This window comes from Nostoc sp. DedVER02 (assembly GCF_034530675.2).
In the GTDB taxonomy this organism is placed as follows: Bacteria; Cyanobacteriota; Cyanobacteriia; order Cyanobacteriales; family Nostocaceae; genus Nostoc.
The window spans coordinates 133,645-159,418 of sequence record NZ_JAVRCP020000013.1 but is presented as its reverse complement, the minus strand read 5'-3'; the positions used below and the strand labels follow the sequence as shown (position 1 = coordinate 159,418).

General features: G+C 41.6%; 25 protein-coding genes and 1 pseudogene. 14 read left to right on the top strand and 12 right to left on the bottom strand.

The window, feature by feature from the left end; translation table 11 throughout:
* Positions 1 to 44 precede the first annotated feature (44 nt).
* The gene (locus tag RMZ41_RS15565) at positions 45 to 626 is read right to left on the bottom strand and encodes a thioredoxin family protein (RefSeq protein WP_322642140.1); all 582 of its coding nucleotides are present in this window, start codon (positions 624 to 626) and stop codon (positions 45 to 47) included.
* Between the two features lie 129 nt (positions 627 to 755).
* Positions 756 to 971 (bottom strand): chlorophyll a/b-binding protein, encoded by a 216-nt coding sequence (locus tag RMZ41_RS15560; protein WP_322642141.1) that lies wholly within the window; start codon positions 969 to 971, stop codon positions 756 to 758.
* A gap of 195 nt (positions 972 to 1,166) precedes the next feature.
* On the opposite strand from RMZ41_RS15560, the gene thyX reads away from it, so the two are divergent.
* The 4 genes from thyX (at position 1,167) to RMZ41_RS15540 (ending at position 3,643) form a co-directional block, all read left to right on the top strand.
* Positions 1,167 to 1,889, top strand: coding sequence for an FAD-dependent thymidylate synthase (gene thyX, locus RMZ41_RS15555; protein WP_322642142.1), 723 nt, complete (start codon positions 1,167 to 1,169; stop codon positions 1,887 to 1,889).
* Between the two features lie 114 nt (positions 1,890 to 2,003).
* Positions 2,004 to 2,864 carry an Rpn family recombination-promoting nuclease/putative transposase gene (locus tag RMZ41_RS15550; protein WP_322642143.1) on the top strand — a complete coding sequence of 287 codons (861 nt, stop codon included), beginning with the start codon at positions 2,004 to 2,006 and terminating at the stop codon, positions 2,862 to 2,864.
* A gap of 39 nt (positions 2,865 to 2,903) precedes the next feature.
* Entirely contained in the window at positions 2,904 to 3,320 is a 417-nt protein-coding gene (locus tag RMZ41_RS15545) for a XisH family protein (protein WP_322642144.1), read from the top strand.
* Positions 3,308 to 3,643: a XisI protein gene (locus tag RMZ41_RS15540; protein WP_322642145.1), complete on the top strand. Its 336-nt coding sequence runs from the start codon at positions 3,308 to 3,310 to the stop codon at positions 3,641 to 3,643. Before RMZ41_RS15545 ends, RMZ41_RS15540 begins: the two co-directional genes overlap by 13 nt.
* Positions 3,644 to 3,704: 61 nt before the next feature.
* Here RMZ41_RS15540 and dcd read toward each other — a convergent pair whose 3' ends face one another.
* Positions 3,705 to 4,274 carry a dCTP deaminase gene (gene dcd, locus RMZ41_RS15535; protein WP_322642263.1) on the bottom strand — a complete coding sequence of 190 codons (570 nt, stop codon included), beginning with the start codon at positions 4,272 to 4,274 and terminating at the stop codon, positions 3,705 to 3,707.
* A gap of 92 nt (positions 4,275 to 4,366) precedes the next feature.
* The gene (locus RMZ41_RS15530) at positions 4,367 to 4,903 is read right to left on the bottom strand and encodes a P-loop NTPase family protein (protein WP_322642146.1); all 537 of its coding nucleotides are present in this window, start codon (positions 4,901 to 4,903) and stop codon (positions 4,367 to 4,369) included.
* A 343-nt stretch (positions 4,904 to 5,246) separates the two neighbouring features.
* Between RMZ41_RS15530 and RMZ41_RS15525 the strand changes: the two genes are divergently transcribed.
* The 5 genes from RMZ41_RS15525 to RMZ41_RS15505 all read left to right on the top strand — a co-directional run bounded on the left by RMZ41_RS15525 (position 5,247) and on the right by RMZ41_RS15505 (position 11,081).
* Positions 5,247 to 5,870 carry an adenylate kinase family protein gene (locus tag RMZ41_RS15525; RefSeq protein ID WP_322642147.1) on the top strand — a complete coding sequence of 208 codons (624 nt, stop codon included), beginning with the start codon at positions 5,247 to 5,249 and terminating at the stop codon, positions 5,868 to 5,870.
* 138 nt (positions 5,871 to 6,008) lie between these two features.
* The gene (rph, locus tag RMZ41_RS15520; RefSeq protein WP_322642148.1) at positions 6,009 to 6,752 is read left to right on the top strand and encodes a ribonuclease PH; all 744 of its coding nucleotides are present in this window, start codon (positions 6,009 to 6,011) and stop codon (positions 6,750 to 6,752) included.
* 269 nt (positions 6,753 to 7,021) lie between these two features.
* A complete protein-coding gene (gene pgl, locus RMZ41_RS15515) occupies positions 7,022 to 7,744 on the top strand; it encodes a 6-phosphogluconolactonase (protein ID WP_322642149.1) in 723 nt (240 codons plus the stop codon).
* A 223-nt stretch (positions 7,745 to 7,967) separates the two neighbouring features.
* On the top strand, positions 7,968 to 8,840 hold the full coding sequence (locus tag RMZ41_RS15510) for an FHA domain-containing protein (RefSeq protein ID WP_322642150.1): 873 nt from the start codon (positions 7,968 to 7,970) through the stop codon (positions 8,838 to 8,840).
* A 180-nt stretch (positions 8,841 to 9,020) separates the two neighbouring features.
* On the top strand, positions 9,021 to 11,081 hold the full coding sequence (locus tag RMZ41_RS15505; RefSeq protein WP_322642151.1) for a tetratricopeptide repeat protein: 2,061 nt from the start codon (positions 9,021 to 9,023) through the stop codon (positions 11,079 to 11,081).
* 32 nt (positions 11,082 to 11,113) lie between these two features.
* Here the strand turns inward: RMZ41_RS15505 and RMZ41_RS15500 are convergent, their stop codons facing one another.
* The 6 genes from RMZ41_RS15500 to RMZ41_RS15475 form a co-directional block, all read right to left on the bottom strand.
* A complete protein-coding gene (locus tag RMZ41_RS15500; protein ID WP_322642152.1) occupies positions 11,114 to 11,890 on the bottom strand; it encodes a hypothetical protein in 777 nt (258 codons plus the stop codon).
* 129 nt (positions 11,891 to 12,019) lie between these two features.
* On the bottom strand, positions 12,020 to 13,657 hold the full coding sequence (locus RMZ41_RS15495) for a DUF1565 domain-containing protein (protein WP_322734452.1): 1,638 nt from the start codon (positions 13,655 to 13,657) through the stop codon (positions 12,020 to 12,022).
* 151 nt (positions 13,658 to 13,808) lie between these two features.
* Positions 13,809 to 14,021 (bottom strand): hypothetical protein, encoded by a 213-nt coding sequence (locus RMZ41_RS15490; protein ID WP_322642153.1) that lies wholly within the window; start codon positions 14,019 to 14,021, stop codon positions 13,809 to 13,811.
* 317 nt (positions 14,022 to 14,338) lie between these two features.
* Positions 14,339 to 14,875, bottom strand: a complete 537-nt coding sequence (locus tag RMZ41_RS15485) for a pentapeptide repeat-containing protein (protein ID WP_322642154.1) — start codon at positions 14,873 to 14,875, stop codon at positions 14,339 to 14,341.
* Between the two features lie 276 nt (positions 14,876 to 15,151).
* Positions 15,152 to 16,546 carry a TldD/PmbA family protein gene (locus tag RMZ41_RS15480; protein ID WP_322642155.1) on the bottom strand — a complete coding sequence of 465 codons (1,395 nt, stop codon included), beginning with the start codon at positions 16,544 to 16,546 and terminating at the stop codon, positions 15,152 to 15,154.
* Between the two features lie 159 nt (positions 16,547 to 16,705).
* Positions 16,706 to 17,146, bottom strand: a complete 441-nt coding sequence (locus tag RMZ41_RS15475) for an SRPBCC family protein (protein ID WP_322642156.1) — start codon at positions 17,144 to 17,146, stop codon at positions 16,706 to 16,708.
* A gap of 308 nt (positions 17,147 to 17,454) precedes the next feature.
* On the opposite strand from RMZ41_RS15475, the gene RMZ41_RS15470 reads away from it, so the two are divergent.
* Both RMZ41_RS15470 and RMZ41_RS15465 read left to right on the top strand, forming a co-directional pair.
* On the top strand, positions 17,455 to 19,104 hold the full coding sequence (locus tag RMZ41_RS15470; protein WP_322642157.1) for a mechanosensitive ion channel: 1,650 nt from the start codon (positions 17,455 to 17,457) through the stop codon (positions 19,102 to 19,104).
* Positions 19,105 to 19,261: 157 nt separating this feature from the next.
* Positions 19,262 to 20,101: a DUF4351 domain-containing protein gene (locus RMZ41_RS15465; protein ID WP_322642158.1), complete on the top strand. Its 840-nt coding sequence runs from the start codon at positions 19,262 to 19,264 to the stop codon at positions 20,099 to 20,101.
* A 21-nt stretch (positions 20,102 to 20,122) separates the two neighbouring features.
* Here RMZ41_RS15465 and RMZ41_RS15460 read toward each other — a convergent pair whose 3' ends face one another.
* Entirely contained in the window at positions 20,123 to 21,604 is a 1,482-nt protein-coding gene (locus RMZ41_RS15460; RefSeq protein WP_322642159.1) for a GTP-binding protein, read from the bottom strand.
* Between the two features lie 272 nt (positions 21,605 to 21,876).
* Here RMZ41_RS15460 and tpiA point away from each other — a divergent pair, with 272 nt between their 5' ends.
* On the top strand, positions 21,877 to 22,608 hold the full coding sequence (tpiA, locus tag RMZ41_RS15455) for a triose-phosphate isomerase (protein WP_322642265.1): 732 nt from the start codon (positions 21,877 to 21,879) through the stop codon (positions 22,606 to 22,608).
* A gap of 332 nt (positions 22,609 to 22,940) precedes the next feature.
* Positions 22,941 to 23,801 carry a dihydropteroate synthase gene (gene folP / locus RMZ41_RS15450; RefSeq protein ID WP_322642160.1) on the top strand — a complete coding sequence of 287 codons (861 nt, stop codon included), beginning with the start codon at positions 22,941 to 22,943 and terminating at the stop codon, positions 23,799 to 23,801.
* A 3-nt stretch (positions 23,802 to 23,804) separates the two neighbouring features.
* Here the strand turns inward: folP and RMZ41_RS15445 are convergent, their stop codons facing one another.
* Positions 23,805 to 24,641 (bottom strand): SPFH domain-containing protein, encoded by an 837-nt coding sequence (locus RMZ41_RS15445; protein WP_322642161.1) that lies wholly within the window; start codon positions 24,639 to 24,641, stop codon positions 23,805 to 23,807.
* 486 nt (positions 24,642 to 25,127) lie between these two features.
* Here RMZ41_RS15445 and RMZ41_RS15440 point away from each other — a divergent pair.
* Positions 25,128 to 25,472, top strand: a pseudogene (locus RMZ41_RS15440) (hypothetical protein).
* The last annotated feature ends 302 nt before the right edge of the window (positions 25,473 to 25,774 follow it).

The following is a 25,774-nucleotide window of genomic DNA, read 5'->3' as shown; positions in this document are numbered from 1 at the left end:
TAACTCCTAACTCCTAACTCAGCACTCCCAATACCCCATCCCTTTCAACCAAAATAACTGGGCTGGTTTCCAGGTTTCCATTTAATATTGCAACCGACACTTGGCTTTTGCTCACTTGTAACAGGTTTATCCGCCAGCACTGCTTCAATGGCTGCGCGTAAATCTGCACCAGTTACGGGTTTACCATTACTGGGGCGGCTATCATCTAATTGTCCGCGATAAACAAGTTTGCGTTGATCGTCAAATACAAAAAAATCCGGTGTACAAGCTGCTGTATAAGCCTTTGCCGTTTCCTGGCTCTCGTCGTAGCATAAGGTAAAATTAAATCCTTGTTCTGTGGCAAATGCTTGTAACGATTCTGGTGCGTCATCTGGATAATTGTTTGCATCATTAGCACTGATGGCAACGATCGCTAAATCACTTGTAAAATAATCTTTGCCTAACTGCACTAATTCTTTTTGGATGTGCTTCACAAACGGGCAATGCCGACAAATAAACATTACCAACAGTGCTTTTTTATCCGCAAAGGTAGCAAGTGAAGTTGCCTTTCCAGATACCACTTCCGGTAGATCAAAATCTGGTGCTTTTGTGCCTAGAGGCAACATCGTTGAAGCAGTTAAAGCCATAATTTACCTAATAACTTTACGCTGATAACTAACGACTTTTACTCTAGCACTAAGTTTTCCATATAAATAAGAGACGGTAAATTTACCGTCTCTTATTTTTGTTGATAATTAAGTTTAAAAAATTAGTTTTTACAGACTTGCCAAAACACCAACTATACCGTGTCCTGTGAATACTTCTAATGCTATTAGAGAAACAAAGCCAATCATTGCCAAACGACCATTGAGCATTTCTGCATAAGGAGTGAAGCCAGTGCGATCGCCTTGCTCATCTATATAAACTTTTGGCTCGATCGCAAAGTTGTTCAGTTTGCCTTGTTCGTCAATTATAGCAGTGCTTGTACGCATGGATTTTTCCCTGTTTTCTCTTTATGTAAATAACTGTAACAAATTTATTAATATTTGTAAAGTATATTAATCTGCTCAAGTAGAAGTCCAAGGCAGAGATATGATAATGGATTGAGTTCAAATCTCTGTCTAACCAACAGGCTCCACGCCTTGTCTGTAAGCACTTTCAGTAACAAATTCGTTTCCCAAAAACTAATGCATCGATTCCGAGTAGAAGTTATTGCCAAAACGCCAAACCCGCAGCAGGTGATTTACGCCGCGATGCACCAAGACTATACCGATGGGTTCGTATTTGATGAGCGCGACTCTTGGCCCTCAGAGTCACAAAGCGGCGAAGTTATTGTTAAGCGACTTTTAGCAGGTGAGAGGGGACACTATGGGCCTTTAGAGCATCCGCAGATTGTTTTCAACTGTGGCTACTTTCCGCACAATGTCATGCAGCAAGCCCGTACCCATCGTGTAGGAGTATCATTTGATGTACAATCTTTTAGATACACAGGCAACCAATTTATTGATGTAGTAGAAGGTAAGAAAGACATAGAAGATGTTTTTTACCTCCGTCCCGTTGGTTATTACACTGATAGACAAGGCAAAAAGTACTACTATTCATCAGAGCAACGAGCAGTAGATTTGCAGTGGTGTTTAGAAGCAGCTAAACGATATAAAGCTGATTTTGAGGCTGGAATGTCTGAAGAACATGCAAGAGGTAAAGTGCCTTTTGATTATCGTCAGCATTTTGTAGTTAGTTTCAATTTAAGGTCTTTCTTGCATTTTTGTGACCTGAGAAATAAGAAAGATGCTCAACTTGAAATTCAAAAGTTGTGTGAAATGATGTGGCCTCACTTTGAAGATTGGGCACCTGCGATCGCACAATGGTACGAAAAGCAGCGTCTAGGTAAGGCAAGATTAGCACCATAATCATATTTTGGCGCAATTAATTAATTCATACTGAATTCTGACCGGAGGCGGAGCGTCTCCGGCTCCGCTTCTGAGTTCTGAATTCTTCTTATAAAAAATTAGTAAAATGTTTTCATGCGTCGAGACTCAATATTTTACAAACTCTTTCAACAGTCTCCAACTTTGCTATTTGAACTGTTGACAAATCCTCCAACTAATGCAGATAGTTATCGTTTTGATTCAGTCGCTGTTAAAGAACCGAAATTTGAAATTGATGGGGTATTTCTACCACCTGAAAGCGATGGTGCTGGAGTTGTATATTTTTGCGAGGTACAGTTCCAGAAAGATGAACAGCTTTATGAAAGAGTATGGGCTGAATCTTCGTTATATTTCTACCGCAACCGTACCAGATTTAGCGACTGGCAAGCAGTAATAATTTACCCGTCGCGCAGTATTGAACAAAGTGATATTCATCCTCATCGCTCATTACTAAACGGTGAACAAATACATCGGGTGTATTTAGATGAATTAGGGGATATTCGTCAATTACCTATATGGGTAGCGCTGATGGTATTAACTACAGTGGATGAAGAACAAGCACCAGAAGAAGCAAGGTATTTGTTAACAAGAACCGCTCAAGAAGTGCTATTACCATCAAGTCGCGCCATAATTGAATTAATAACGACGATCATGGTGTATAGGTTTGAACAATTAACTCAAGCGGAGGTAGAGTCTATGCTAGGAATCACGCTTAAGGAAACGCGAGTTTACCGAGAAATTAAGGAAGAAGGACGCGAAGAGGGACGTGAGGAAGGACGTGAGGAAGCAACAGCTAATCTTATTCTCCGGCAATTGACTAAGAGATTTGGGGAACTTTCTGATGAAACACGCTCTTCAATTTCTGGTTTACCTTTGCCTGTTTTGGAAAATTTAAGTGAAGCACTCTTAGATTTTACTAGTTTGGCTGATTTACAGGTTTGGCTAGAAGCGCGATGAAGGTTTAGACTGTCTCATTTAGACTTAAAATTTTAAGGAATGTCTGCAAGAGATATTTTCCATAATTTAGTTAGATTGGCTTTGCAAAAAGATGGCTGGACAATTACACACGATCCACTGTCTATTGATTTAGCAGATGGACAATTGCAAATTGATCTGGGTGCAGAACGGTTAATTGCTGCCCAAAAGCAAGACGAACAAATTGCTGTAGAAATCAAAAGTTTTGTTGCTCCCTCTGCAATTTCTGAGTTTCATACAGCTTTGGCACAATGTTTAAATTATCGAGTAGCACTAAAACTGAAGGAACCAGAAAGAATTCTCTATTTAGCAGTTCCACTAGCAACTTATGAAGATTTTTTCTCACGGCAATTGCCACAACTGAGTATTCACGAATATCACTTGAAACTGCTAGTATTTGACCCGGAAAATGAGGTAATTGTAAAATGGATAAACTAGCGAAGTATAGACAAATCATCCAGCAAGTTATGATAAGTCACGCTCAGATTAAACCTGCCTATGGTGAAATAGAACGACAAACTATCTTTGATATGCAGCAGGATCATTATCAAGTTGTGAATACGGGTTGGGAAAATCGCCGTCGAGTTTATGGCTGTTTAATTCATCTAGACATTCGAGATCATAAGATTTGGATTCAGTATGATGGGACTGAGGTTGGCGTGGCTAATGAATTAATAGAGTATGGTATTCCTAAGCAGGATATCGTGCTGGCTTATCAGCCTCCTTATATGCGGAAGCTGACAGAATTTGCGGTGGGATAAAGTGATTTATCATAGGGTTAGATTTAGAGCGATCGCAAAATAGCATTTAAAGCATCAAAACTTAGACTTTAGCCAAGGTAACAATTTCTAACTGATCTTGATATTTTCCCTGACGAGCTTCATAACTAATAGCGCAGGGTTCACCTTCTAAAAAGAGTAATTGCACCACGCCTTCGTTAGCGTAGATGCGACAGTCTGCACTAGAGGAATTAGAAAATTCTAAAGTTAAATGACCTCGCCATGCAGCCTCAGCAGGTGTCAAGTTTGCAATTATTCCACATCTTGCATAAGTAGATTTACCTATGCAAATTACAGTAATATTCTCAGGAACCTCCAGCTTTTCTAGAGCAACCCCAAGTCCATAAGAGTGTGCAGGTAAAATAAAGTAACTGCCACTGATATCTGTGTGCAATGCTGTTGGCTCTAAATTGTGGGGATTAAAGTTTTTGGGATCAACTACAGTTCCGGGAATGTGGCGAAAAATGCGGAACTCAGCCGAGGAAAGGCGTATATCGTACCCATAAGAAGACAAACCATAGCTAATGACAGGCACAAGCGCTACAGAATCGTCTTTTTGCACTTTTCGGATTAGGCTTGGCTCAAAGGGCGAAATCAAACCCTGTTGAGCCATTTCAGTAATCCAGATATCGTTCTTAATCACAAGTTCGTTGCTAATGTTAATTCAAACAGACTTGATATACTAGCACGAACTGAATATTTTGTTTAGGGTCGATAACTCCGGCGGATTTCTGTAATTTGATCTGCTACATCTAAGAGAGATTTCGGCATCTCTGGCCCTGTGAGAATTATATCGACGTGAGGAGGGCGTTTTGCCAAAAACGCTAAAACTTCTGTTTCAGGAATTAAACCAAAGTTAATCGCTAAACTTAACTCATCTAAGACTACGAGAGAATACTTACTCTCGCATACTACCTGCTGTGTATACTGCCATAGCTTTTGTAAAGCTTGGTTTTCCGTATCGTCTAAATGTGGTGTATCGATACAACGAGGCAAATCACAGCGAATCCAATCTAAATTTTGCCCTAATTGTATGGGTCGATCGTGTCCTTGACGAATGCCCCCTTTGAGGAACTGTACGATTAATACTGATGTTCCTTGTCCAGCTATTCTTAGTGATTGAGCGATAACGCTCGTAAAAAAATTACGATGGGAGCTAGTGAAAACTTGCACTAGCCCTTCAACTGGATATGCCAAGGTAATGCTTGAATTGATACTTTGAGTTTCTAGCTGGGCAACCATAAAGTTAAGTTCAAAAAGATACAATAATTAAGTTTTCTTGCTGTCAGTAATTAGCACAATTCTACTTGTATAATCAATCTGTTTTTCACAGTTGTGGTGGATTTAGCAAATTGCATTCTTAGTCAAACACTAGGTTTGTGTTGAAGTCAAGAGTTGTTTTGATTGTAATTGTCGTTTTTTCCCTGAAATAGCTTGTAAAAATTAAAACATAAAAGTTACAGTTCCAATTATTTAAAAAAGCTGTGTATAACGTCTGAAAATCCCTAAATGTTACATTTTCCGATTGTTTGGGCAAAACAGACTTAGCAAGTAATGAATTTGACAGCATGAGGAGTGAATTGTTGTGAGATTGGTGATTCTGGGAGGTTCAGGATCGGGGAAAAGCACTCAAGCACAAAGGCTTGGCAGATACTTTGATATTCCTCTGATTTCCACAGGTGAGATTTTACGGGAAGCAATATCTGGCGATCGCCCACTGCCGGAATTTCGATGGTCGGAAGCCGATCCCCGGACTTCTCTTTCGGTTTACGCTAGTCTGAGTGAACTAGGTTATCATGCCTGGCCCTATATGCAAAAAGGAGAGTTAGTTCCAGACGAAATGATTATTGATTTGATCCGAATTCGCCTCAGACAACCAGATATTAACTGCGATTGGGTCTTGGAGGGCTATCCTCGTACTGCCTTCCAAGCTGAAGAATTAGATTTTTTATTGGAGGATTTAGGACAAAAGCTAGATTGGGCAATTTATCTTCAAGTTCCAGAAGCAGTGATGGTTAGCCGATCCTTGGGGCGATCGCTACCAGATGACCAACCCGAAATCGTGCAGCGCCGTGTAGAAATATTCTACGATCGCACCATTCCCATCCTAGAATATTACGACCGTCGTCGCTGCCTATTGATCATCAACGGCGACCAATCACCAGATATGGTGCAGCAAAATATTTTGACTCTGCTTTCAATTCCTTAGAAGAATAAGGAGACGCGATAAATCGCGTCTGTACAAGAATTGGAAGAATTCTTTTCAATGCCCAATGCCCAATTCCCACTTACAACACTAAGGTAATCTTAAGGCAGTATTCTAGATAGAAATCTTGAGGTAATTCCAATGGCTTGGCAGCGTCCAGACGGCCGTCTTCCTTACGAACTACGTCCGATCAGCTTTTACCCCAATTTCACCCGTTTCGCCCCTGGTTCTGTTCTCGCAAGATGCGGTGATACTCAGGTGCTTTGTACTGTTAGCGTTAATAAGGGAGTCCCAAAGTTTCTCGAAGGAACTGGTAAAGGTTGGTTAACTGCTGAGTACCGAATGTTACCATCTGCTACCCAAAAACGCCAAGAAAGGGAATTATTGAAATTATCTGGACGGACGCAAGAAATTCAACGCTTAATTGGTCGTAGCTTACGCGCAGCAGTAGATTTTGAGGCACTGGGAGAACGCACGCTGACTGTAGATGCTGATGTTTTGCAAGCAGACGCTGGAACTCGGACAACTGCGATTACAGGCTCGTTTGTAGCGTTGGCTCATGCGATTTCTAAATTGTTGCAAGAGGGCGTGTTAGAGCGATCGCCTCTGTGTGGACAAGTAGCAGCAGTTTCCGTAGGATTACTGGAGGGAGAGCCATTTTTGGATTTGGATTATATCGAAGATGTGGCTGCAACAGTAGATTTTAATGTGGTGATGAATCAACATCTGGGCATCATTGAAGTCCAAGGAACTGCCGAAGAAGGTAGCTTTAGCCGTACTCAGTTGGATCAACTGCTAGATGTCGCCCAAAAAGGAATTCAGGAATTGTTAATCGCCCAACGCGAAGCGATCGCTGATTGGGAAACATTGTTTATGATTAATTAGTTTTATTAATTTTTAATAAGAATTAATAAATGTATCCTTTGTGGCGTTAATCAACAAAGTATCAAGTAACTGGGTGTAAATAAAAATGATCATTGGAGGAGTTAGTAGTTAGTATGACTGACTACTGACAACTTTCCTTTGAAAGTGATAATGAGCATCTACATTTTTTAGTCTACTTAATCCACGATGTTAAATGTTTCAAAAGTTAAAAAGGGGGATTGTAATAAGTTCGGTATGGTATTGCTGGAAGCCAGCAATATGATGAAGCCATGAACAAAACCGTTGAAGTTCTACCAGATCAGCCAGCGCTGGTTGCACGAGCGCTAGAATTAATTCTGTCCAAGTTAGAAACTGCCATTGAGCAGCGAGGGCAGTTTACCATCGCCTTATCTGGTGGCAGTACACCGAAACCGTTATACGAAGCGATCGCTACTCAAAAACTGCCTTGGGATAAAATTCATATATTTTGGGGCGATGAGCGTTACGTACCACCAGATCACCCCGATAGCAATGAACTGATGACACGTCGTGCATGGCTAGATCGTGTTGACATCCCAGCAGCTAACATTCGCCCCGTACCAACTTTAGAAGCAAATCCAGAACTCGCGGCTGCTAAGTATGAACAACATCTCAAAGAATTTTTTAATTCTTCTGGGGTCGAGTTTCCCGCGTTGGATGTAGTATTACTAGGAATGGGTGATGATGCACATACAGCATCTTTGTTTCCCCACACAGAGGCTCTCAAAGTACGCGATCGCCTGGTGACTGTAGGTAACAAAGACGGAAACCCCCGGATAAGTTTTACATACCCCTTCATCAACTCTGCTCTCAGTGTGATTTTTCTGGTTGCTGGTGCTAATAAAAGACCAGCTTTAGCGCAAGTTTTTGCACCTGTAGCCGATGACTTCACTTACCCATCGCGCTTAATTCGCCCCAAAGGTGAACTATGGTGGCTATTAGATGCAGCAGCAGGTTTAGAACTCCAATCTTAAAAAATTGGGAATTGGGAATTGGGAATGGGGAATTGGGCATTGGGAATTGAGTATAGTTATTCTCCCTGCCCCCAGCCCCCAGTCCCCAGTCCCCAGTCCCCAGTCCCCAGTCCAAAATTCATCGTTCCATCAACAGTAATTGCTAAAATCTAAAGCTAGGCCCGCCCTCTGCTTGCCAGTCTTATCTAATTTTATGATGATCTTGAACAAAGGCTAAATATCGATGATCGTCTGCCCTAATTGCAATCATCCCAACCCTGATGGCGCTGTCCAATGTGAAGCTTGCTATACACCGTTACCTGCGACTACTAACTGTCCTAGTTGTGGAGCAACTGTGCAAGCAGATGCAGCATTCTGCGGTCAGTGTGGCTATAATCTTCACTCCGCAGGAGTTCCACACGTTCATCCTGCTGTAGCTACAACAGTTACTCCCAATGCCCCTGTGGAAGTCCCGCCGTTAGTTCCACCCGATCCCCTGTTAGAACTTTTACAACCAGATGCTTTGGGAATGAACAGTTCTACTAACTCTCATCCTCCCACCTCATCTTTACCAGCAACAGAAGTAGCAGTTCCCCCAGAACCAGCTTTTGAAGCTCAACCTGTAGTCTCTGGGCAAAGTATTCCTACTCCACCGCCGTTGGAACCACCGCCACCCTCTGAAGTACCCGTAGTATCTGGACAAAGTATTCCTACTCCACCACCGTTAGAACCACCGCCGCCAGCAGCACCAGCACCAATTCCAACTGTTGCTAGAACGCAATTGCAGCAGGTGATAGCGCGGTTAATCCACGTTCAAACCGATCGCCTAATTGAATTACCGCAAAATCTCTCTGTGATTCATATCGGCAAGCCCAATGACCGAATTCCCCCAGATATAGACGTTTCAGGATTTCCCAATTCAGAAGTTGTCTCGCGGATTCATGCAGATATTCGGGTTGAGGGAGATGCTCACTATGTAGAAGATGTGGGAAGTTCTAATGGCACTTACATCAATAACTTGCCCCTTTTACCGGGTAATCGTCATCGATTGCGACCAGGCGATCGCATCAGTTTGGGTAAAGGAGACTTAATGACATTCTTGTTTCAACTTGCTTAACTGATTTTCTATTAATTGTGACATCAGTCTGTAGCGGTTGCCATTTAGATGCGGTATAAAATTATATCGCAAGTTTCAGGGGCACGGCGTGCCGTGCCCCTACGAGTGTACTTAATTTTGTTATAGATTGGAGAGAGGCACGCCGCTTCAAAAACTGACCAACAGACTGAGATGGTTGTTATGAAGAGCAAAAATCAAGCTATTTTCGCTTTAATTGTAAAAAACACTATTGTCTTTTTACCCTTACTGTTATCCGTTGGAATTGCTAGTGGACAATCTGCACTATCACCGTCCCCAGCACTAACACCTACTCCGGTTTTATCAAATCAGGAACGGGAAGAATTAGCGCGACTACGAGCAGAAAAGGGAATTCAACAGCAAGTCCAATCTGATTTTAAGAGCGCTTTTAGCCGCACAACAATCTTAGTTAATATCTGGCTAGTTATATTAAGTCTATTTCCAGTCACTATCATTGCTTTATTTTGGCTATTACGACGGGTGATAATCCGGGAAATTGTTGATAGAGCGATGCAACAATTACAGGGGATGGAAAAATTACAAAATCAACTAACTACTGTTAAAGAAGAAGCTGAAAATGTTATTCAAGAAGTTAAAAAAATAAATTCTGAATTAGAACGGGAAACCACTGCTTTACAGCAAAAAATTAAAGCCCAACAAGAAAGTGTATCTATCTTGACATCTGAGTTAGATTTAGTTAAAACGCAGGTATTAAATAGATTAGAAACTGAGCTTAAAAAATCTCAAGAGAATATAGCAAATTTAGAGTCTAATTTTGCTTCTGGAATATCTAAGTTAGAGTTTGATGCTCAACAGCAAAGAGATGTAGCACTAAAAAATATAGGATATTTAGAATCAATACTGGCAGAAGAATTGTCTAACTTAAAGTTAGGTATACAACAACAGCGAGAACTAACTATAGCTGACTTAGAAATATCAAAGTCTGAGTTCACATCTCAAATTTCTGGGTGGCAGGGTGAGGCTCAAAATCAAAAAGATATAGCTATTGAAAATTTAAAAAAATTGCAGTTAAAACTTGCTGACCAATTATTAAATTTACAGGTAGATGCTCAAAGACAAAAAGATATTACACTTGATAAATTAGGAGAATTAGATAATCAATTTAAATCTCAATTATCTGAATTGCAGACGGATGCTTATGAGCAAAAAAATAAAATTGTTGGGAGTTTATCAGCATTGCAGTCAGAGTTTGCAGAACAACTCTCTGAATTACAATTAGATGCTCAAAAGCGTAAAGAGTTAATCATTGAAAATCTAGAAAAATCTGGCTCTGAGTTTAGTTCGCAATTTTCAGAATTGCAATGGAATGCTCAACAACAAAAGATTTTGATTTTAGAGAAGTTAGAAAGACTAGAAAGTGAGTTTGTATCTCAACTTTCTGAATTACAATTAGATGCCCAAGAAAGAAAGGATCTGATTCTTCAAGAATTAACTGAAATCACACCTGAATCCATCCTAGAAGCGGTGAATCATGAAGAGGAAGAAATAGAGGAACCACAACAACCAGAATTCACTGCTGATGAGTATGTAGAACAGGGAGATGCGCTATTTTCTCAAAAACGCTATGAAGATGCGATCGCAGCTTACAACCAAGCGGTTAAAATTCAAGCTGATGAACCCGTTACTTGGTTAAAACGAGGTTTAACTCTCGGAAGGTTAAAACGCTACAAAGATGCGATCGCATCTTATGACCAAGCTATTAAACTTCAACCAGATTATCATCAAGCCTGGTGCGATCGCGGCGTTGCTTTGGGAAACTTAAAACAGCATCAGCAAGCTTTTGCTTCATTTGATAAAGCTACACAAATCAAGCCTGATGATGCAGTTGCTTGGTTGAATTGCGGTCTTTCCCTAGTAGCATTAGAACAATATGAAGAGGCAATAGTGTCTTTTGAGAAAGCGTTAGAATTCCAACCCAATTCTTCCAAAATCTGGGATAAACATGGTTATACCTTGGTAAGATTGGGACGCGATGATGAAGCGATCGCTAGTTTTGACAAAGCCTTAGAAATTAAGCCAGATTATGCCAGTGCTTATTATAACAAAGCAGCCTGTTACGCACTGCAAAGACAAGTTGAATTATCTCTGGCAACTCTACAACAAGCAATTGAACTTAATCCCAGGTATAAAGAAGACGCAGCAACTGACCTAGATTTTGATGATATTGCTGATGATGAGCGCTTTAAGCAGTTAGTTGCATAAAGAGTCATTTGTCATTGGTCATTTGTCATTCGTTATTGATTTTTCTCTTTACTACCCATGTCTGGCGGATTTTGTTCGCTAGACATAGCCTTGAGTTTAGATGTAAAAGACTCAGAGCGATCGCTTTTTTCTGGAGTAAATTGCCCGATAGGGGCATGAATAGCAGCAGGTGGGAGGAGTTTGGGCTGTCGTTGATGATGGCTTGATGATGGAGAAGGCAATGGAATTTCTTGTGAAGTTTGCCTTTGGCTGACAGCAGATAATCGCTGAAGGGTTGCCGAAGATGTTAACTTTCCGGTTAGGGGAGACTTCAAGACGGTTTTATTGTCTCTATCTTCCTGCTTCTCTTGTTCTTCAGTTAAAGATGTCTTTTGTTCAGAACTTTTCAGTTGGAGAGTAGCAGTATTGCTGTGTTGATAATAGCCGTTATGAATCTTCGCAGGTGGTAATTGAGGACTCGTGACTTTCTCTACGATGGGGTTTTTCTTGGGTAGCGGTAGGGCTGGTGCAGCAAATGAGGTTAAGCTTTGAGGAAATTTGCTACAAACCATCCGTTCAAATTCCATGTTGAAATGATATGTAGCCTGATCCCGGCGCTGCCAAAATACTAATATTTGCTGCACAGAAACCGCTTTATAACGACCTTGATATAGTGCCTCAATCACTGCCAGGTGTAGCCAATTCAGTGGGTATTGCGTTTGCCAACGCTCAACTAGCTCATTGGCACTATACCCACTGAGGTCAAAACTATAGTTAATTAATAAAGCGATCGCCAAATTAGCGGAAGTATCTGGAAGTGTTGTTAACATGGGGCTATTAGCTTTCGGCAATAGGTCTAAGATTTTTCACCCATCGCATATTAGCCTAACGTGCTTTTAACTACATGGTTTTTTTTCCAAGAGTCTCAAGCCGATAAGCAGTGTTTCCTATTTTACTTGTCAAGTTCTAGAATGCAACCCTACATAGACTGATTTAATCGCAGATGTTCGCCCAATGGCAACTAATGCTTGATAAACCATCGCTGCAACTTCGGCGCGTGTTGCCAAACGTAAAGGTGCAAGTAGTTTGGGATCTGGGTAATTAACGATGATTTTTTGTTGTGTAGCAGTGGCTACGGCTTTTCGGGCGTAGTCGGGAATGGTATGACGATCGCTATATAATTCTAAAACATCGCTATTAGCTGGCGGTAATCCCAATCCATTTACTAGAGAAACAATCACCTGTAGCCGTTGGACATATCGTTCGGGGCGAAAAGTTCGATCGCTAAATCCGCCAACAAAGCCGCCGCTAGCCGCGATTTGGATAGCGTTATAAGCCCAAAAATCGTTGGGTACGTCTGTAAAATCAGGTGCTGAGATTTTCGGAAATGGGTTAAAAGCGATCGCTACCAGAGATGCATATTGGGCGCGAGACATGGGCTTATCTGGTTGAAAAGAGGCAGGGGGCAGGGAGCAGGGGGCAGGGAGAATTCTTTCCCCCTGCCCCCCGCTCCCCTTGTCTCCCAGTCCCCAGTTCCCAGTCCCCAGTCCCCCTTCATAGCTACCATCAGCAAAACAATGAGTTAAATTCATACTCACTAATGCCTGGATAAATGGTTCTGCCCAATGTGCATCTAGTTGAACAGGTGCGGAGAGTTTTTGAGATAAGGATTCAATCGGAGCCTCAGATAAACTAGTGTTAACTGCTACTTCTTCGGCTGGGATCAATTCACAGGAACCTTTGACTAGAAGAGGATTTAACTCATTACCTACGCAAATTAGCTTTTTTTTAGTAGCATTATATAAATCAAATTCACTATTATCACGAAAAATATTATTAGCAGAATCTTGGGTATTACCTAAATCAGGAATTGCATTGCCATTAACTAATAGACCACCTTGAGTACTTCGAGCAATGAGATTTTGACGCAGTATCGGTTGGGCATTGCGAGAAAGTGCGATCGCGGTGCGATTTTCTGATAATTTGTTATTTGCGATCGTAGGTTTGGCAAAATCACTAAGTGCTATCCCTAAAGGGTTTCTTTCAAATAAATTCCGCAGTACTTCTCCCTGGCTATGACCTGCCATCACTAAGCCGCTAGCAGTATTTTGTACAAATATGTTATCTAAAATTGCGGGTTTGGCAGTACCAGTGGTGAACACACCTTCCCGCCCACAGTCCCTCAAAGTATTGTTAGCTAAAGTGGGTGCAGCCGATTCAATCCAGATGCCAGTACCTTTAGTTGAGGGATTGGTGACAGTTACACCTAAAAGGCTGGCATCATCTAGCAAAAGCAGTGCAATATTTTGTATACCAAAGCTGGGACTTTGATACTCGCCACTCCCAGAAATTACAATCCCTGCACCTTTGTTCGCTTCCTTACCCACCACTATTGCCTCTTTAGGGATAATCAGTGGGAACACCTCACCAGTAGCAGCACTGTAAGTCCCCGACTCAAGATGAATTATCGTCGGGATTTTGGTTACTTTTAAGGCACGGGTGAGGCTTTTAAACGGACTCAACCGTGAACCAGTATTGTTATCATTCCCTGTCATAGGGTTGATATAGAGTGTGACAACGACAGTAGAGTTCACCATTGATAGTTGAGAGTCAATTGTTTTAATTATGACAATCATAAATAACACTACTTGTAGCAAACTTTTTCAAAGTAATATCACTGCGTATAAAAAATATATCCACCTGACTTTTTCTGATAAGCAGATGTGTGTACACACAAGTTATAGACTTTCATGCAACATTCCAAGTTTTCATCTCAATGGCATTGTCAGTTAAAACAATGGCATTGTTAGTCAAAACAATAGCATCGTCAACCAAAACAATATCATTGCCAGTCGAAACAATGGCATTGTCAGTCGAAACAATGGCATTGTCAGTCGAAACAATATCATTGCCAGTTGAAACAATGGCATTGTCAGTCGAAACAATGGCATTGTTAGCCAAAACAATGCCATTGCTACTCTAATGTAAACTTTAGCGCCTGCGGGGAGGAGATTAAAAAGTGAGGTTATCCGCGTTTAATAAGTAATTAAGCAAACACATAGCGTATTTTAACTTAGTGAAGCACACAAGCTAAGTATCAAAGGCAAGTATCAAAGGCAAGTATAAAGCCTGTTTGACTTCTGACTTTTGACTCCTTAACTCTGAATTCTGCTGTCACATGAAGCTCAAGTTTCGAGTTTCGATCTCGACGTTCCGAGTTAGCCGATGCAATATTTTGGTTAATGTTGTATTGAGTTGGCAGCGCAGAACCCATGAAACTAGATTAAACTATTCTCATCCAGGATTGTTCCTTCTATATTCGCTCCTTCCAAATTTGCACCGTTCAAATTTGTCTGATTCAAATCTGCTTGAGTAAGATTTGCCTGAGATAAGTCGGCTACCGTTAAGTCTGCACCACTCAAATCGGCTCCATCTAAATTCGCTGCTATCAAATTTGCTTCCTGTAAATCTGCTTCACTCAAGTTAGTGTCAATCAATTTAGCAACCGTCAAATCAGCTTGGCTTAAATTAGCTCCTTCCATTGCGGCTCCATCCAAGATAGCTCCATCCAAAATAGCTCCGCTTAAGTTGCTCCCACTGAGGTTGGCATTGCTCAAATCTGCTCCATTTAAGTCAGCCTCTATCAAACTGGCTTGTGCTAAATTAGCATGACTCAGATTAGCTCCATCTAAAATTGCTCTATCTAAAATTACGCCACTGAGATTGGCTTCCCTTAAGTTTGCCTCGCTTAAGTTGACCCCAGTAAAGTCTCTGACACCTGCGGCATAGTTTTTCAGAAGTTGATCTGCTTTCATATCTGTCGCTGTGCTAAGGAACCTTTAATTTAGCCTATCCAACATTACCCAGGCAGGCAGTAAATACCCAGTACGCGCCACTGAGGATTTTAATATCAAATCACCTTAATTTAGATTAGTCATCTTCACCTCCTGGCGCTACTATCTAGAGTTGTGACTTGTTTTCATACCTGGGAGGGATGTTGAAGTATTTAAAATTTAGGTGCTGGTGTAAAGCGATTGTCAAAGTATTAGTCATTTGCAAATAACAAATAACAAATGACAAATGACAAATGACTAAGTTTCTCCACCAACCACTACATCTTGAATTCGCAGACTAGGGCCACCACAACCTACTGATAAACCATTTTGTCCTCCTTTACCACAACCGCCAGATTCATCCCAGTAAAAATCATCACCAATTGCCTCAATATCCGCTAAGGTTTGGAATACATTTCCCGAAAGCGTTACATCTCGCACAGGTTCAGCAATTTTGCCGTTCCTAATCATCCACGCTTCCCCAGCACTAAAGGTAAACATTTCCCCATTGGTCATTCCACCCAACCAATTGCGGGCATAAACTCCTTCTTTAATATCAGTGAATAAGTCTGCAACTGGCGTTTTACCTCGTTCAATCCAGGTATTTGTCATCCGCACGATGGGGTTAAAATGGTAATTGAGACATCGAGCGTTACCAGTAGGTGCTTCCTCTAATTTGCCAGCAGTTTCACGAGAATGTAAACGTCCAACTAAAACTCCATCTTTAATTAGTTGAGTAGTTGTAGCAGGCGTACCTTCATCGTCATAAAAATAGCTACCGCGATGTCCCTCTGGAGCCGCACCATCAAAAATTTGCAGTTCTTCTGGGCCAAATCGCCGTCCGATGGTCATAACTTCTAAGAGATCGGGGTTTTCGTAAGCCATATCGGCCTCAGAAAGATGTCCGAAGGCTTCGTGGACAAATAAACCCGTGAGAATTGGATCGATAACTACGGTGTAAGTATTACCTTTGACAGATGGCAGAGATAAAGCTGCGATCGCTCTTTGAGCCGCACCTTTTACTTGTCCATCCAAATCAGTTAAATCTTCGTAAGCTTTGCGAGAACCGGTAGTTTCCCGTCCAGTTTGTACGGTTTCACCATTTCTCGCGGTGGCGGCAAAGCGCATTTCCATATCTACCCAAGATTGCTCGATTAAAGCGCCTTCTGAGGTAGCGATGATTACTTTTTGGGCACTGTCGCCGTAACGCACCGAAGTAGTGGTAATTTGGGGATCAACGCTTTTGAGCAATTCAGTATAGCGATCGCACAATTGTTTTTTCTGCGAGAGTGGAACTTTCCGAGGGTCAGTTCCTTTTAGAGGGAGAATGCATACAGCTTGCACTGGGTCAATGGGTGCAAGTAAAGTTTCTTCATCACCAACCATCCGCGCCGCCGCGATCGCTTCTTCAATCCGATCCTCAATTTTCCCCAAGTGGTTAAAACAGCTTAACCCCCATCCACCTTTATAACAAGCGCGAATATGTCCACCAATGGAGATGCCAACACTTAGGGTTTCTACCTTGTCGCCACGCAACAAGATATCAGTCCCCTCTGCTTCTTCAAGGCGAATCATCAGATAATCTACACGCTTTGAGTAGCGAGCGATGAGGTCAGAAAGTAAATTTTGTGCGTCAGCAAGTATAGTCGGCATTTCCAGGTAGTTACAATGACTAACTGCATTTATTTTGCAATTATTTAGTCAATTTCTGCTACCCAATATTAAAGTTATCCATGAAGGCCACAGAGACAAGGGGAAATTATTTAACAAGTTTCTTCCCCAATTCCCAATGCCCCATACCCCATGCCCCGATTACAAATTCTCTGCAACTCTTTTGAGGCGACGGAGTTGGGCTTGCATATCTTCTTTTGTCCAAGATGCGGCGAAGGTGTTGAAACCCCAACTGACTAAGGGGTTAGGAATATCGAACTCAAAACGGTTCAGTAGGAGCGTTCCCTTTTCTGTGGGTTGACATTCCCAGCGATCGCGTCCTTGAAAAAATCCCTGAAATTCCCAAACTACCAAACCCGGTTGTCGCTCTACAACTACGCTATTCAAGGTGGGTTTCAGTAGAGGAATTTGAATGATAAAACGACTTTCACTGCCTACATTAGTACTCCAAGCTTCACCCACCGGTTCGCAACGGAGGGCAGGGTTGAGCCAACGGTGCATAAGAGCTAAATCGCTAATACAGCGCTCTACCACCGTAGCCGTAGCATTAATTTGAATCGATTGCTCCAAAACTTGAGACATTCTACATCTTTGGCGCTGTTGCTGCCATTAGAGTAACGCAAAATTAAGCGAAATAGGGAGATGAGGGGGTAGGGGGGCAGGGGGCAGGGGGGCAGGGGGACAAGGGGGAATTATTGAATAAGTCTCTCCCAAGTCTCCCTTGTCTCTTCTTCATGCCCAATTCCCAATTCCCCATTCCCCAATGCCCAATTCCCAATTCCCAATACCAGTAGATTAAATCAAAATATGTATGTGTTTACTGGTAAATTGATAGGCAAAACACTTACTCAGTGTTTGCGGCGAATACTTAAGCTTAATTCCCAAAAACCATGAACACGACTTGGCAAGGAATAACCCAGGTGATAGGAGTTGCTTTACCCATGAAGGTGCAATTTTTGGCACAATCGCCCAGCTTGCAACCGATACAACCAGCAGTGAATCAAGGAATTGCTGATGTGCAAGGTATTGTTCAACAGATAATTCTGTTTACGCCCCGTCTGTTGGGGGCAGTAGCAATTTTGTTAGTAGGTTGGCTAATTGCAGCGATCGCAGCAGCAGTGACGCAAGGAATTCTCAAGCGCACAAATATAGATAACCGGATTGCCGCAGGGGTAACTGGTCGTCAAGATGTTCCCCAAGTAGAGAAATTAATCTCCAGCTTAGTTTTTTGGAGCATTATCCTATTGACGGCGGTAGCTGTTTTACAGACGCTGGATCTGGAAGTAGCCTCTCGACCCCTCAATAATTTTCTCAATCAACTTATTGGCTTTTTGCCAAATTTAGTTGGTGCGGGAATTCTTTTAGGAACCGCCTGGTTTTTGGCAACCATTGTGAAGATTATCACTGTGCGCTCATTGCAGGCATTTAATCTGGATGAGCGTTTGAATCCAGAACCAGAAGACACCGTACCCAGCCTAAATCAGTTGTCTTTAAGTGAGACGATTGGCAATGCTCTGTATTGGTTTATCTTTTTACTGTTTCTCGCTCCAGTTTTAGATACTCTCGGACTAAGACAGGCTCTACAACCAGTACAAGCTCTAATTACACAAGTTCTGCTAGTTCTGCCAAACATTTTAGCGGCGGCGCTAATTGCTGTAGTTGGATGGTTTATAGCTAATGTGGTGCGGCGAATTGTAACGAACTTGTTGGCCACAACTGGGATCGACCATGTAGGTAGTCGTTTAGGATTATCTACGGCTGCGGGGGTGCAACCTTTATCGAGTATTCTTGGCACAATTGTCTATGTTTTGATTTTGATTCCTGTGGCGATCGCAGCGCTCAATGCTTTGCGAATTGATGCGATATCAGTCCCTGCGATCGCCATGCTGCAACAAATTCTTAACGCCCTACCTGCCATCTTTACAGCCGTGGCAATTTTAATTGTTGCCTATTTCGTCGGGCGGTTTATCGCCGATTTAGTTACAAGTATCCTCACCAATTTAGGGTTTAATAACATTTTCACTATTTTGGGTCTGACAACACCTACTAGACGCATCGAAATTTCAACTGAACCAACAACTGCCCGTATTCCCAGCCGCACTCCATCGGAAATTGCAGGTATTGTTGCCTTAGTGGGTATCATGCTATTTGCAACGGTGGCGGCGGTGAATATCCTGAATATTCCTGCCTTGACAGCATTAGTGTCTGGGATTGTAATCGTATTCGGGCGGATTTTGGCGGGATTGGTAATATTTGCCATAGGCTTATTCTTGGCAAATCTGGCTTTTAACATCATTACCAGTTCCGGCGATCGTCAGGCAGAGATTTTGGGACAAGTAGCGCGGATTGCCATTATTGCTTTAGTCTCTGCAATGGCACTGCAACAGATTGGAGTTGCCAGTGATATTGTGAATTTAGCCTTTGGACTTTTACTCGGTGCGATCGCAGTTGCTATTGCCCTAGCCTTTGGTCTTGGAGGGCGTGATATTGCCCGCGAGCAAGTTCAAGAATGGCTAAACTCTTTCAAAGGTAGAAACTAAAAGTTGATGAAGGCGCAATTTCTTCTGTATATAGCAATCCTAAATCATTCGTGAGAATTTGAAATTGTTGCTACCCTTCTTAGTCCCCCCGATGTCTTGGGGGGACGGCATTAGCTGGGGGAGAATTTTTTACAATTTATTTAGGATTCTTAAATATATGGCAGAATATGACAATCTTTGTAAAATACTCGCAGAAAAATATCCCCATGATTTTATCCGGTGGTTATTAAATCAAGAACCACGAACAATTGAAATATTAAAAACCGAATTGAGCATAGAACCTATACGTGCTGATTCGGTGACATTTCTGCAAACAGAAAATCGGATTTTACACCTAGAATTCCAAACCACAATTAAATCTCCAAAGCCAATTTCTCTGCGGATGCTAGATTACTATGTCCGATTGACAAGGAAATATCAAGTTCCGGTTACGCAGGTAGTAATTTTCTTGCAAGAGACAAGTAATGAAATCGCTTTTACCGAAGAATATGTTAGCGAAGTCACAACCCACCGTTATCGAGTTATCAGAATGTGGGAACAAGATTCAGCACTATTTCTTAACAATCTGGCGTTATTACCTTTAGCACCGTTAACGCAAACAGATTCAGCCCAAGTACTACTATCGCAGGTTGCCAAAAAAATTGCTAAAATTACAGATATTGAGACAAGACAAAATACTGCTGCTTACACTGAGATTTTAGCAGGGTTGAAGTTTGAGAAAGATTTTATTCATCAATTATTGCGGGAAGATATTATGCAAGAATCAGTGATTTATCAGGATATTTTGCAGAAGGGAGAAGAAAGAGGAGAGCAAAAAGAAGCTTTTCGCTTTTTAAAGCGTCAGTTAAATCGGCGATTTGGAGAAATAGATTCATCAATATTTGAGAGAATTCAAGTCTTATCTACTGAACAATTGGAACAATTAGGAGAAGAATTTTTAGATTTTTCAAACGTATCTGATTTAGTCGCTTGGCTTGAGCAAAATACAAGCATTTAAAATTTAAAATAAGTTTATACATCACTTTCTGAGTTTTACCTTCTGGAGTAATTCATCTTTAATCCGATTGAGAATTGAAGTTTCATCGAGGTTTGTCAAAATGCGATTAATTACTGCTTTCGGCCCATCAGGCCCCCAAGTCGCGCCGTTGGCTAAATAAACTTTGGTAACTTGTCCAATACCGTAAGAAGAAACACCAGCTACTCCCCCTTGCGTAAGTGCCACCGATATATAAGGGCCAAGGGCAATACCTGCTGTAGCTGTTGCAGAGATACCAAGTAAAGTTTTCAATCCACTCAAACCCAAATTTGCTAACAATTCACTAGCACCAATTCCGCCCATACTCAGGGCGATTTTTTGTAGCAGTTGTACGGCCCCGGCTTCAGTCATAGAGAAGCCATAGAGCTTAGATAAACCCAAAATCAGAGCAATATCAATAACCACACTACTCAGAATATCTACCACAGTTACAGGATTAAGTGCGATCGCTAATGCCTTAGTCATTACAGCCTTCCAAATCAACTGATTAGCATTCTGTTCCCGAATCATCAATTTTCGCTCGATTAACTGCTCATTCACAACGTCGGCATAAAGCATGGTATTAAGAGCAACTAAGGCTTTACCCTCACGGTGCAGAATCTCCAATATTTTCAGCTTCAGTTCGTCGATTTGGGCATTCCCTGTACGCAGTTGTATGCCCCTAGTACCATCAGGGCGACGAATCGCCGTCTTCACCAATGGCGATGCCGCAGCCATGACAATTTCTAAAGGTGTGAGTAATTCCCGCACCCTTTCATCCCGAATTTTGTGATAAATTGCCATCCGGTCTGCTTCTGGATACTGGTCTACTTTGTTAAACACCAAAATTATCGGTTTACCTGCTTCCCGCAATTGAGAAAGAGCGGCGTATTCTAGCTTTGTCATATCGCCAGAGATTACAAACAGAATCAAATCTGCTTGTTTCGCAATCTGTTCAGCTAATGCTGCACGGGTTGCACCATCTACTTCATCTAACCCAGGAGTGTCGATTAATTCCACCTGCGATTGACCTACACCGGGGAGAGTAACCCGCAAAGCCCGTTCAGTTTCTCCAATCGCTTCCTCGCTAATACTCCAATTAACTGTTTGTGCAGTCCGGGTGACACCGTGCAGCGGCCCAGTTTCAAATACTGTTTGTCCCACCAAAGAATTGAGTAGCGAAGACTTACCACGCCCTACCATGCCAAAAGCTGCAATCTGCACCACCATGCGGTCTAACTTCCCCAGCATGGTTTCCAAATCAGCAATTTCCGTTTCCAATCCGGTTTTTTCTTGGGGGGTGAGGTCGAGATTGGCTACCAAGTTTCGTAGCGCTGTTTGTGCTTGTTTATAGTTCAGTTCCGTCTGAATATCTTCAAAACTGAAAATAGCACTATCCAGTTCTTCCTCCCAACTAGGAGAATTTGCTTCAGTGTTAGCAGAATCGCTTTGATGAGGTTCAGGCACGGGTAATGGCGAAGTCATATCAATTTGAGATTTGGGATTTATTTGATTAGCCCCGTCTCTTATCCTAGTTATTTTTAGCAGGGGTTTGTGGCTCAAAGGAGAATAATCCTTATCAGTGGGGAGTGCTGAGTGCTGTTAGCGGTAGCGGGGCGTTTAGCCCGTGCTGAGTGAGGAGTGGGAAGTAAGAAGGAATAGACCAATGACCAATGACTAATGACTAATGACTAACAAAAAGTCATAAACTGAAAAATGCATCTAAATAGCACGTTAGAATCTTGACTAAATTACCTGTGCGGAAAATCGTTATTGCCGGCAACTGGAAAATGTTCAAAACCCAGGCAGAAACCCAGGAGTTTTTACAAGGATTTCTGCCCCACTTAGAGGAAACCCCCCAAGGGCGAGAAGTGATATTGTGCCCTCCATTCACTAATTTGAGTGTTTTGTCCAAAACTTTGCACGGTAGCCTCATCCAACTGGGGGCACAAAATATCCATTGGGAAGAATTTGGAGCCTATACAGGTGAGATTTCTGGCCCAATGCTGACAGAAAGTGGTGTGCGCTTTGTGATTGTCGGTCATAGCGAACGACGACAATATTTTGGTGAAACGGATGCAACCGTTAATCTGCGCCTCCGAACTGCTCAAAGGTTTGGTTTGACCCCTATTCTCTGTGTTGGTGAAACCAAACAACAACGAGATGCAGGAGAAACTGAATCGCTGATTGCTCTCCAACTCGATAAAGGTTTAGTAGATATCGATCAGAATAATTTGGTGATTGCTTATGAACCGATTTGGGCAATTGGCACTGGTGACACTTGTGAAGCAGTGGAAGCTAATCGAATAATTGACTTAATTCGGAGCCAGTTGAGTAATCCAAATGTATCAATTCAATATGGTGGCTCAGTTAAGCCAAATAATATTGATGAAATCATGGCTCAACCAGAAATCGATGGCGTTTTAGTGGGAGGAGCAAGTTTGGAACCTGAAAGTTTCGCTCGGATTGTGAATTTTCACTTAGTGTAATATGATTTCTTTTCGTTCCCATGCTCTGCATGGGAATGCCTAATGTAGATAAGAAGAATTCAGAACTCAGCAGTCAGAATGGGCTAAACCTTAGCTAATCGCTAACAGAATTGAATTTTGTACGACTGGGTAATGAATATTGCTTAAAAACATTGCTTTTTGTGGGCGAAAGAAAATTAAAATATTTTTCAAGAGTTGATACTCCATCCTTTCACGGGTGGAGTATTCTGAATTCTGACTCCTGAATTCTGACTCCTGAATTCTGACTCCTGAATTCTGACTCCTGAATTCTGACTCCTGAATTCTGACTCCTGAATTCTGACTCCTGTTTTATGCCAAGCAATTTGATAATTCGAGAACGCTGTTTTGAATGGGGACAGCGAACTTATTTAATGGGCATTTTGAATGTAACGCCTGATAGCTTTAGCGATGGGGGTGAGTTTAACACCACCTCTGCCGCTTTAATACAGGCGCAAGCACTAGTAGCGGCTGGTGCTGACATTATCGATGTGGGCGGTCAATCAACGCGGCCAGGGGCAAAGCAAATCACTCTGGCTGAGGAACTTGACCGGGTGTTATCGGTATTACAGGTACTAAGACCGAAAATTTCAATTCCGATTTCTGTAGATACAACCCGTGCGGCTGTAGCCAGGGCATCTGTAGAAGTTGGAGCGGATATTATTAATGATATTTCTGGCGGCACTTTTGACTCGGAAATGTTGCCGACACTGGCAGAGTTAAGTGTGCCGATTATTTTAATGCACATCCGTGGAACACCACAGACGATGCAACAACAGACTGATTATCAAGATTTACTCGGAGAAATTTATAGTTTTTTGGCTCGGCAAATTGAGGCAGCAACTACTGCGGGCATTGACCGGGAAAAAATTATCATCGATCCTGGTATTGGTTTTGCTAAGAACTATGAGCAAAATTTAGAAATTTTTCGTGGTTTGCGATCGCTAACAACACTCAACTGTCCTATCTTGGTAGGAGCATCCCGTAAAAGTTTCATTGGTCGGATTTTAAATCAACCAGATCCCAAAGCACGAGTTTGGGGAACCGCAGCAGCTTGTTGTGCTGCTATTTTTAATGGTGCTGATATCCTCCGAGTTCACGATGTTCAAGAAATGCACGATGTTTCACTAGTAGCCGATGCTCTATTCAGACAACCTATACAGCATGATTGCTAGATATTATCGTTCTTCGTTTTTTTTGCCATTACCTTCTTGAGTTACTGACTCGGCTATCAACTCCTGAAACATTTCACTTGAGTTAGCTGGGTCAACAAAAACAATTTTGGCATTACTGCTTTCACCAAGTTTTTGGCTAGCATCTACGTAATCTTGAGCCACAAGATACCGCAAAATGTCCCTACTATCTGGATTGGAACGGAGAGCTTGAGAAATGATTTGTACCGAAGCCATAGTTCCTTCTGCTTTTTTAATAGCAGCTTCTTTTTCCCCTTCTGCTTCGGTAATCAGCGCCCGTTTTTTAATTACGGCGGCTTGCTCTTCTTCCCTAGACTTCCGTACACTCTCAGGTAGGGTAATTCTCTGAAGGTCTAACCGGAGAATCTCAACTCCCCAATCTGCGGTTATATTATTTAACTCGAATAAGAGGGCTGAGTGCATCTCTAGTCTAGAGACATTGGTTTGCTCTAGGGTATTCTGAGCAATGATTTCCCGGAGTGTTGTTGTAGCCACCTGCGTCAGCGCCCCTTGCAGATCCTCAATAGCATAAAAGCTTTTCTCAATATCTTTAATACGCCAGTACACAATAGCGTCAACTTCCACAGAAATATTATCTTGGGTGATCACATTCTGAGGTTTGATGTCTAAAATTTGCTCTCGTGTAGTATCTTCCATCACAATCTGATCTACCAAGGGAACAATAAAGTTCAGCCCTGGCTTAAGTTTCCGATGATACCGCCCTAAGCGTTCCACGAGGGCTTCATTTCCTTGATTAATCAGTTTTGCAGAACCTAATGCATAACCTATAAGGGCTAAAACTATAGCAATAATTGGCTCCATGTATGCTCCTATTCAGCTTTGGGAGAATTTAGTGTCAAAGATATGCTACTAGCTTGTCATATCTTTAGAGTTTAATGTTTTGAGTCTGTAATTTTATGAACGCTAGCAGCGATGTCAAGTCACTTTGCGTCTTGTACATATTTTGTAAGCAAAACTATTTTGCAGAATGCGATCGCTATTAAAGCACCTCGATCGCACCCTGGCAAGGACTACTTCATGTAATCAATGTTACTTATACTTACATCTTCAGACAGGCTGCATTGACATTCAGTATATTCCCATAACTTTAATTAAGTTAAGGTAAAATTTAAAAAGTGGGTCAAATAAAATATAAAATCTCACCCTCAATCCCTTTCCTTACTAAGGAGAGGGATTGAGGGTGAGTCTTGATCTTATATTTAATTACGCCTACCTACTTAGTAATTTAAAAATTCCACTACAAATCGGGTTAAAATTGGCTTCAACCATTAAAAATGTAAAAATATTATGGGCAGATTGTTAATCAAACTTATAGGTTTAATTCTAATTTTCACAGGATTATACTTTTTTGGTCAAAACATTATATTTGTTAGCGGTTACTATTCATATTTTTAACGTAGCTTACCTGCTACAGCCTCAGTTTTGGCAACTATGGCGGGTATATTTGCATTAGTTTTTTTTCGTAGAGAAACTGGGAACTTGGGATGGGTTTTTCTAGGCATTGGCATAGTACTAGTTTTCTTAAGTGGTGGAGTTATTTTAAAGCCAACTAGCTTATGGAATTTCATAATTGCTTTTACAGCCTTGGCATCTGGATATAAATTAATAAATGAGGGTAGAATCAACTTTTAATATCTGTAAACATGGTCGATTTTTTTCATATTTGCTATAGTAATCCTATTTAATTAATAAAGTTTAAAAGCCAAATTACCTCCATTTCTTGAGAAATGGAGGTAATTTGGCTTTAAGAATAAATTAGGGTTGCTATAGTAGCTAAAATTACATTTATCGTCGGTTCGTATGACAGCCAAGAAAATTTGATATTACCATCTTTAAATCTGCTTGAGTATTGCTGAGAGCGCATTAGAGCGCTTAAAATAACTTTTAGCTAAGTACCGATTTAACCAGCTATAAGCAGGCATAAGCTGTATCAA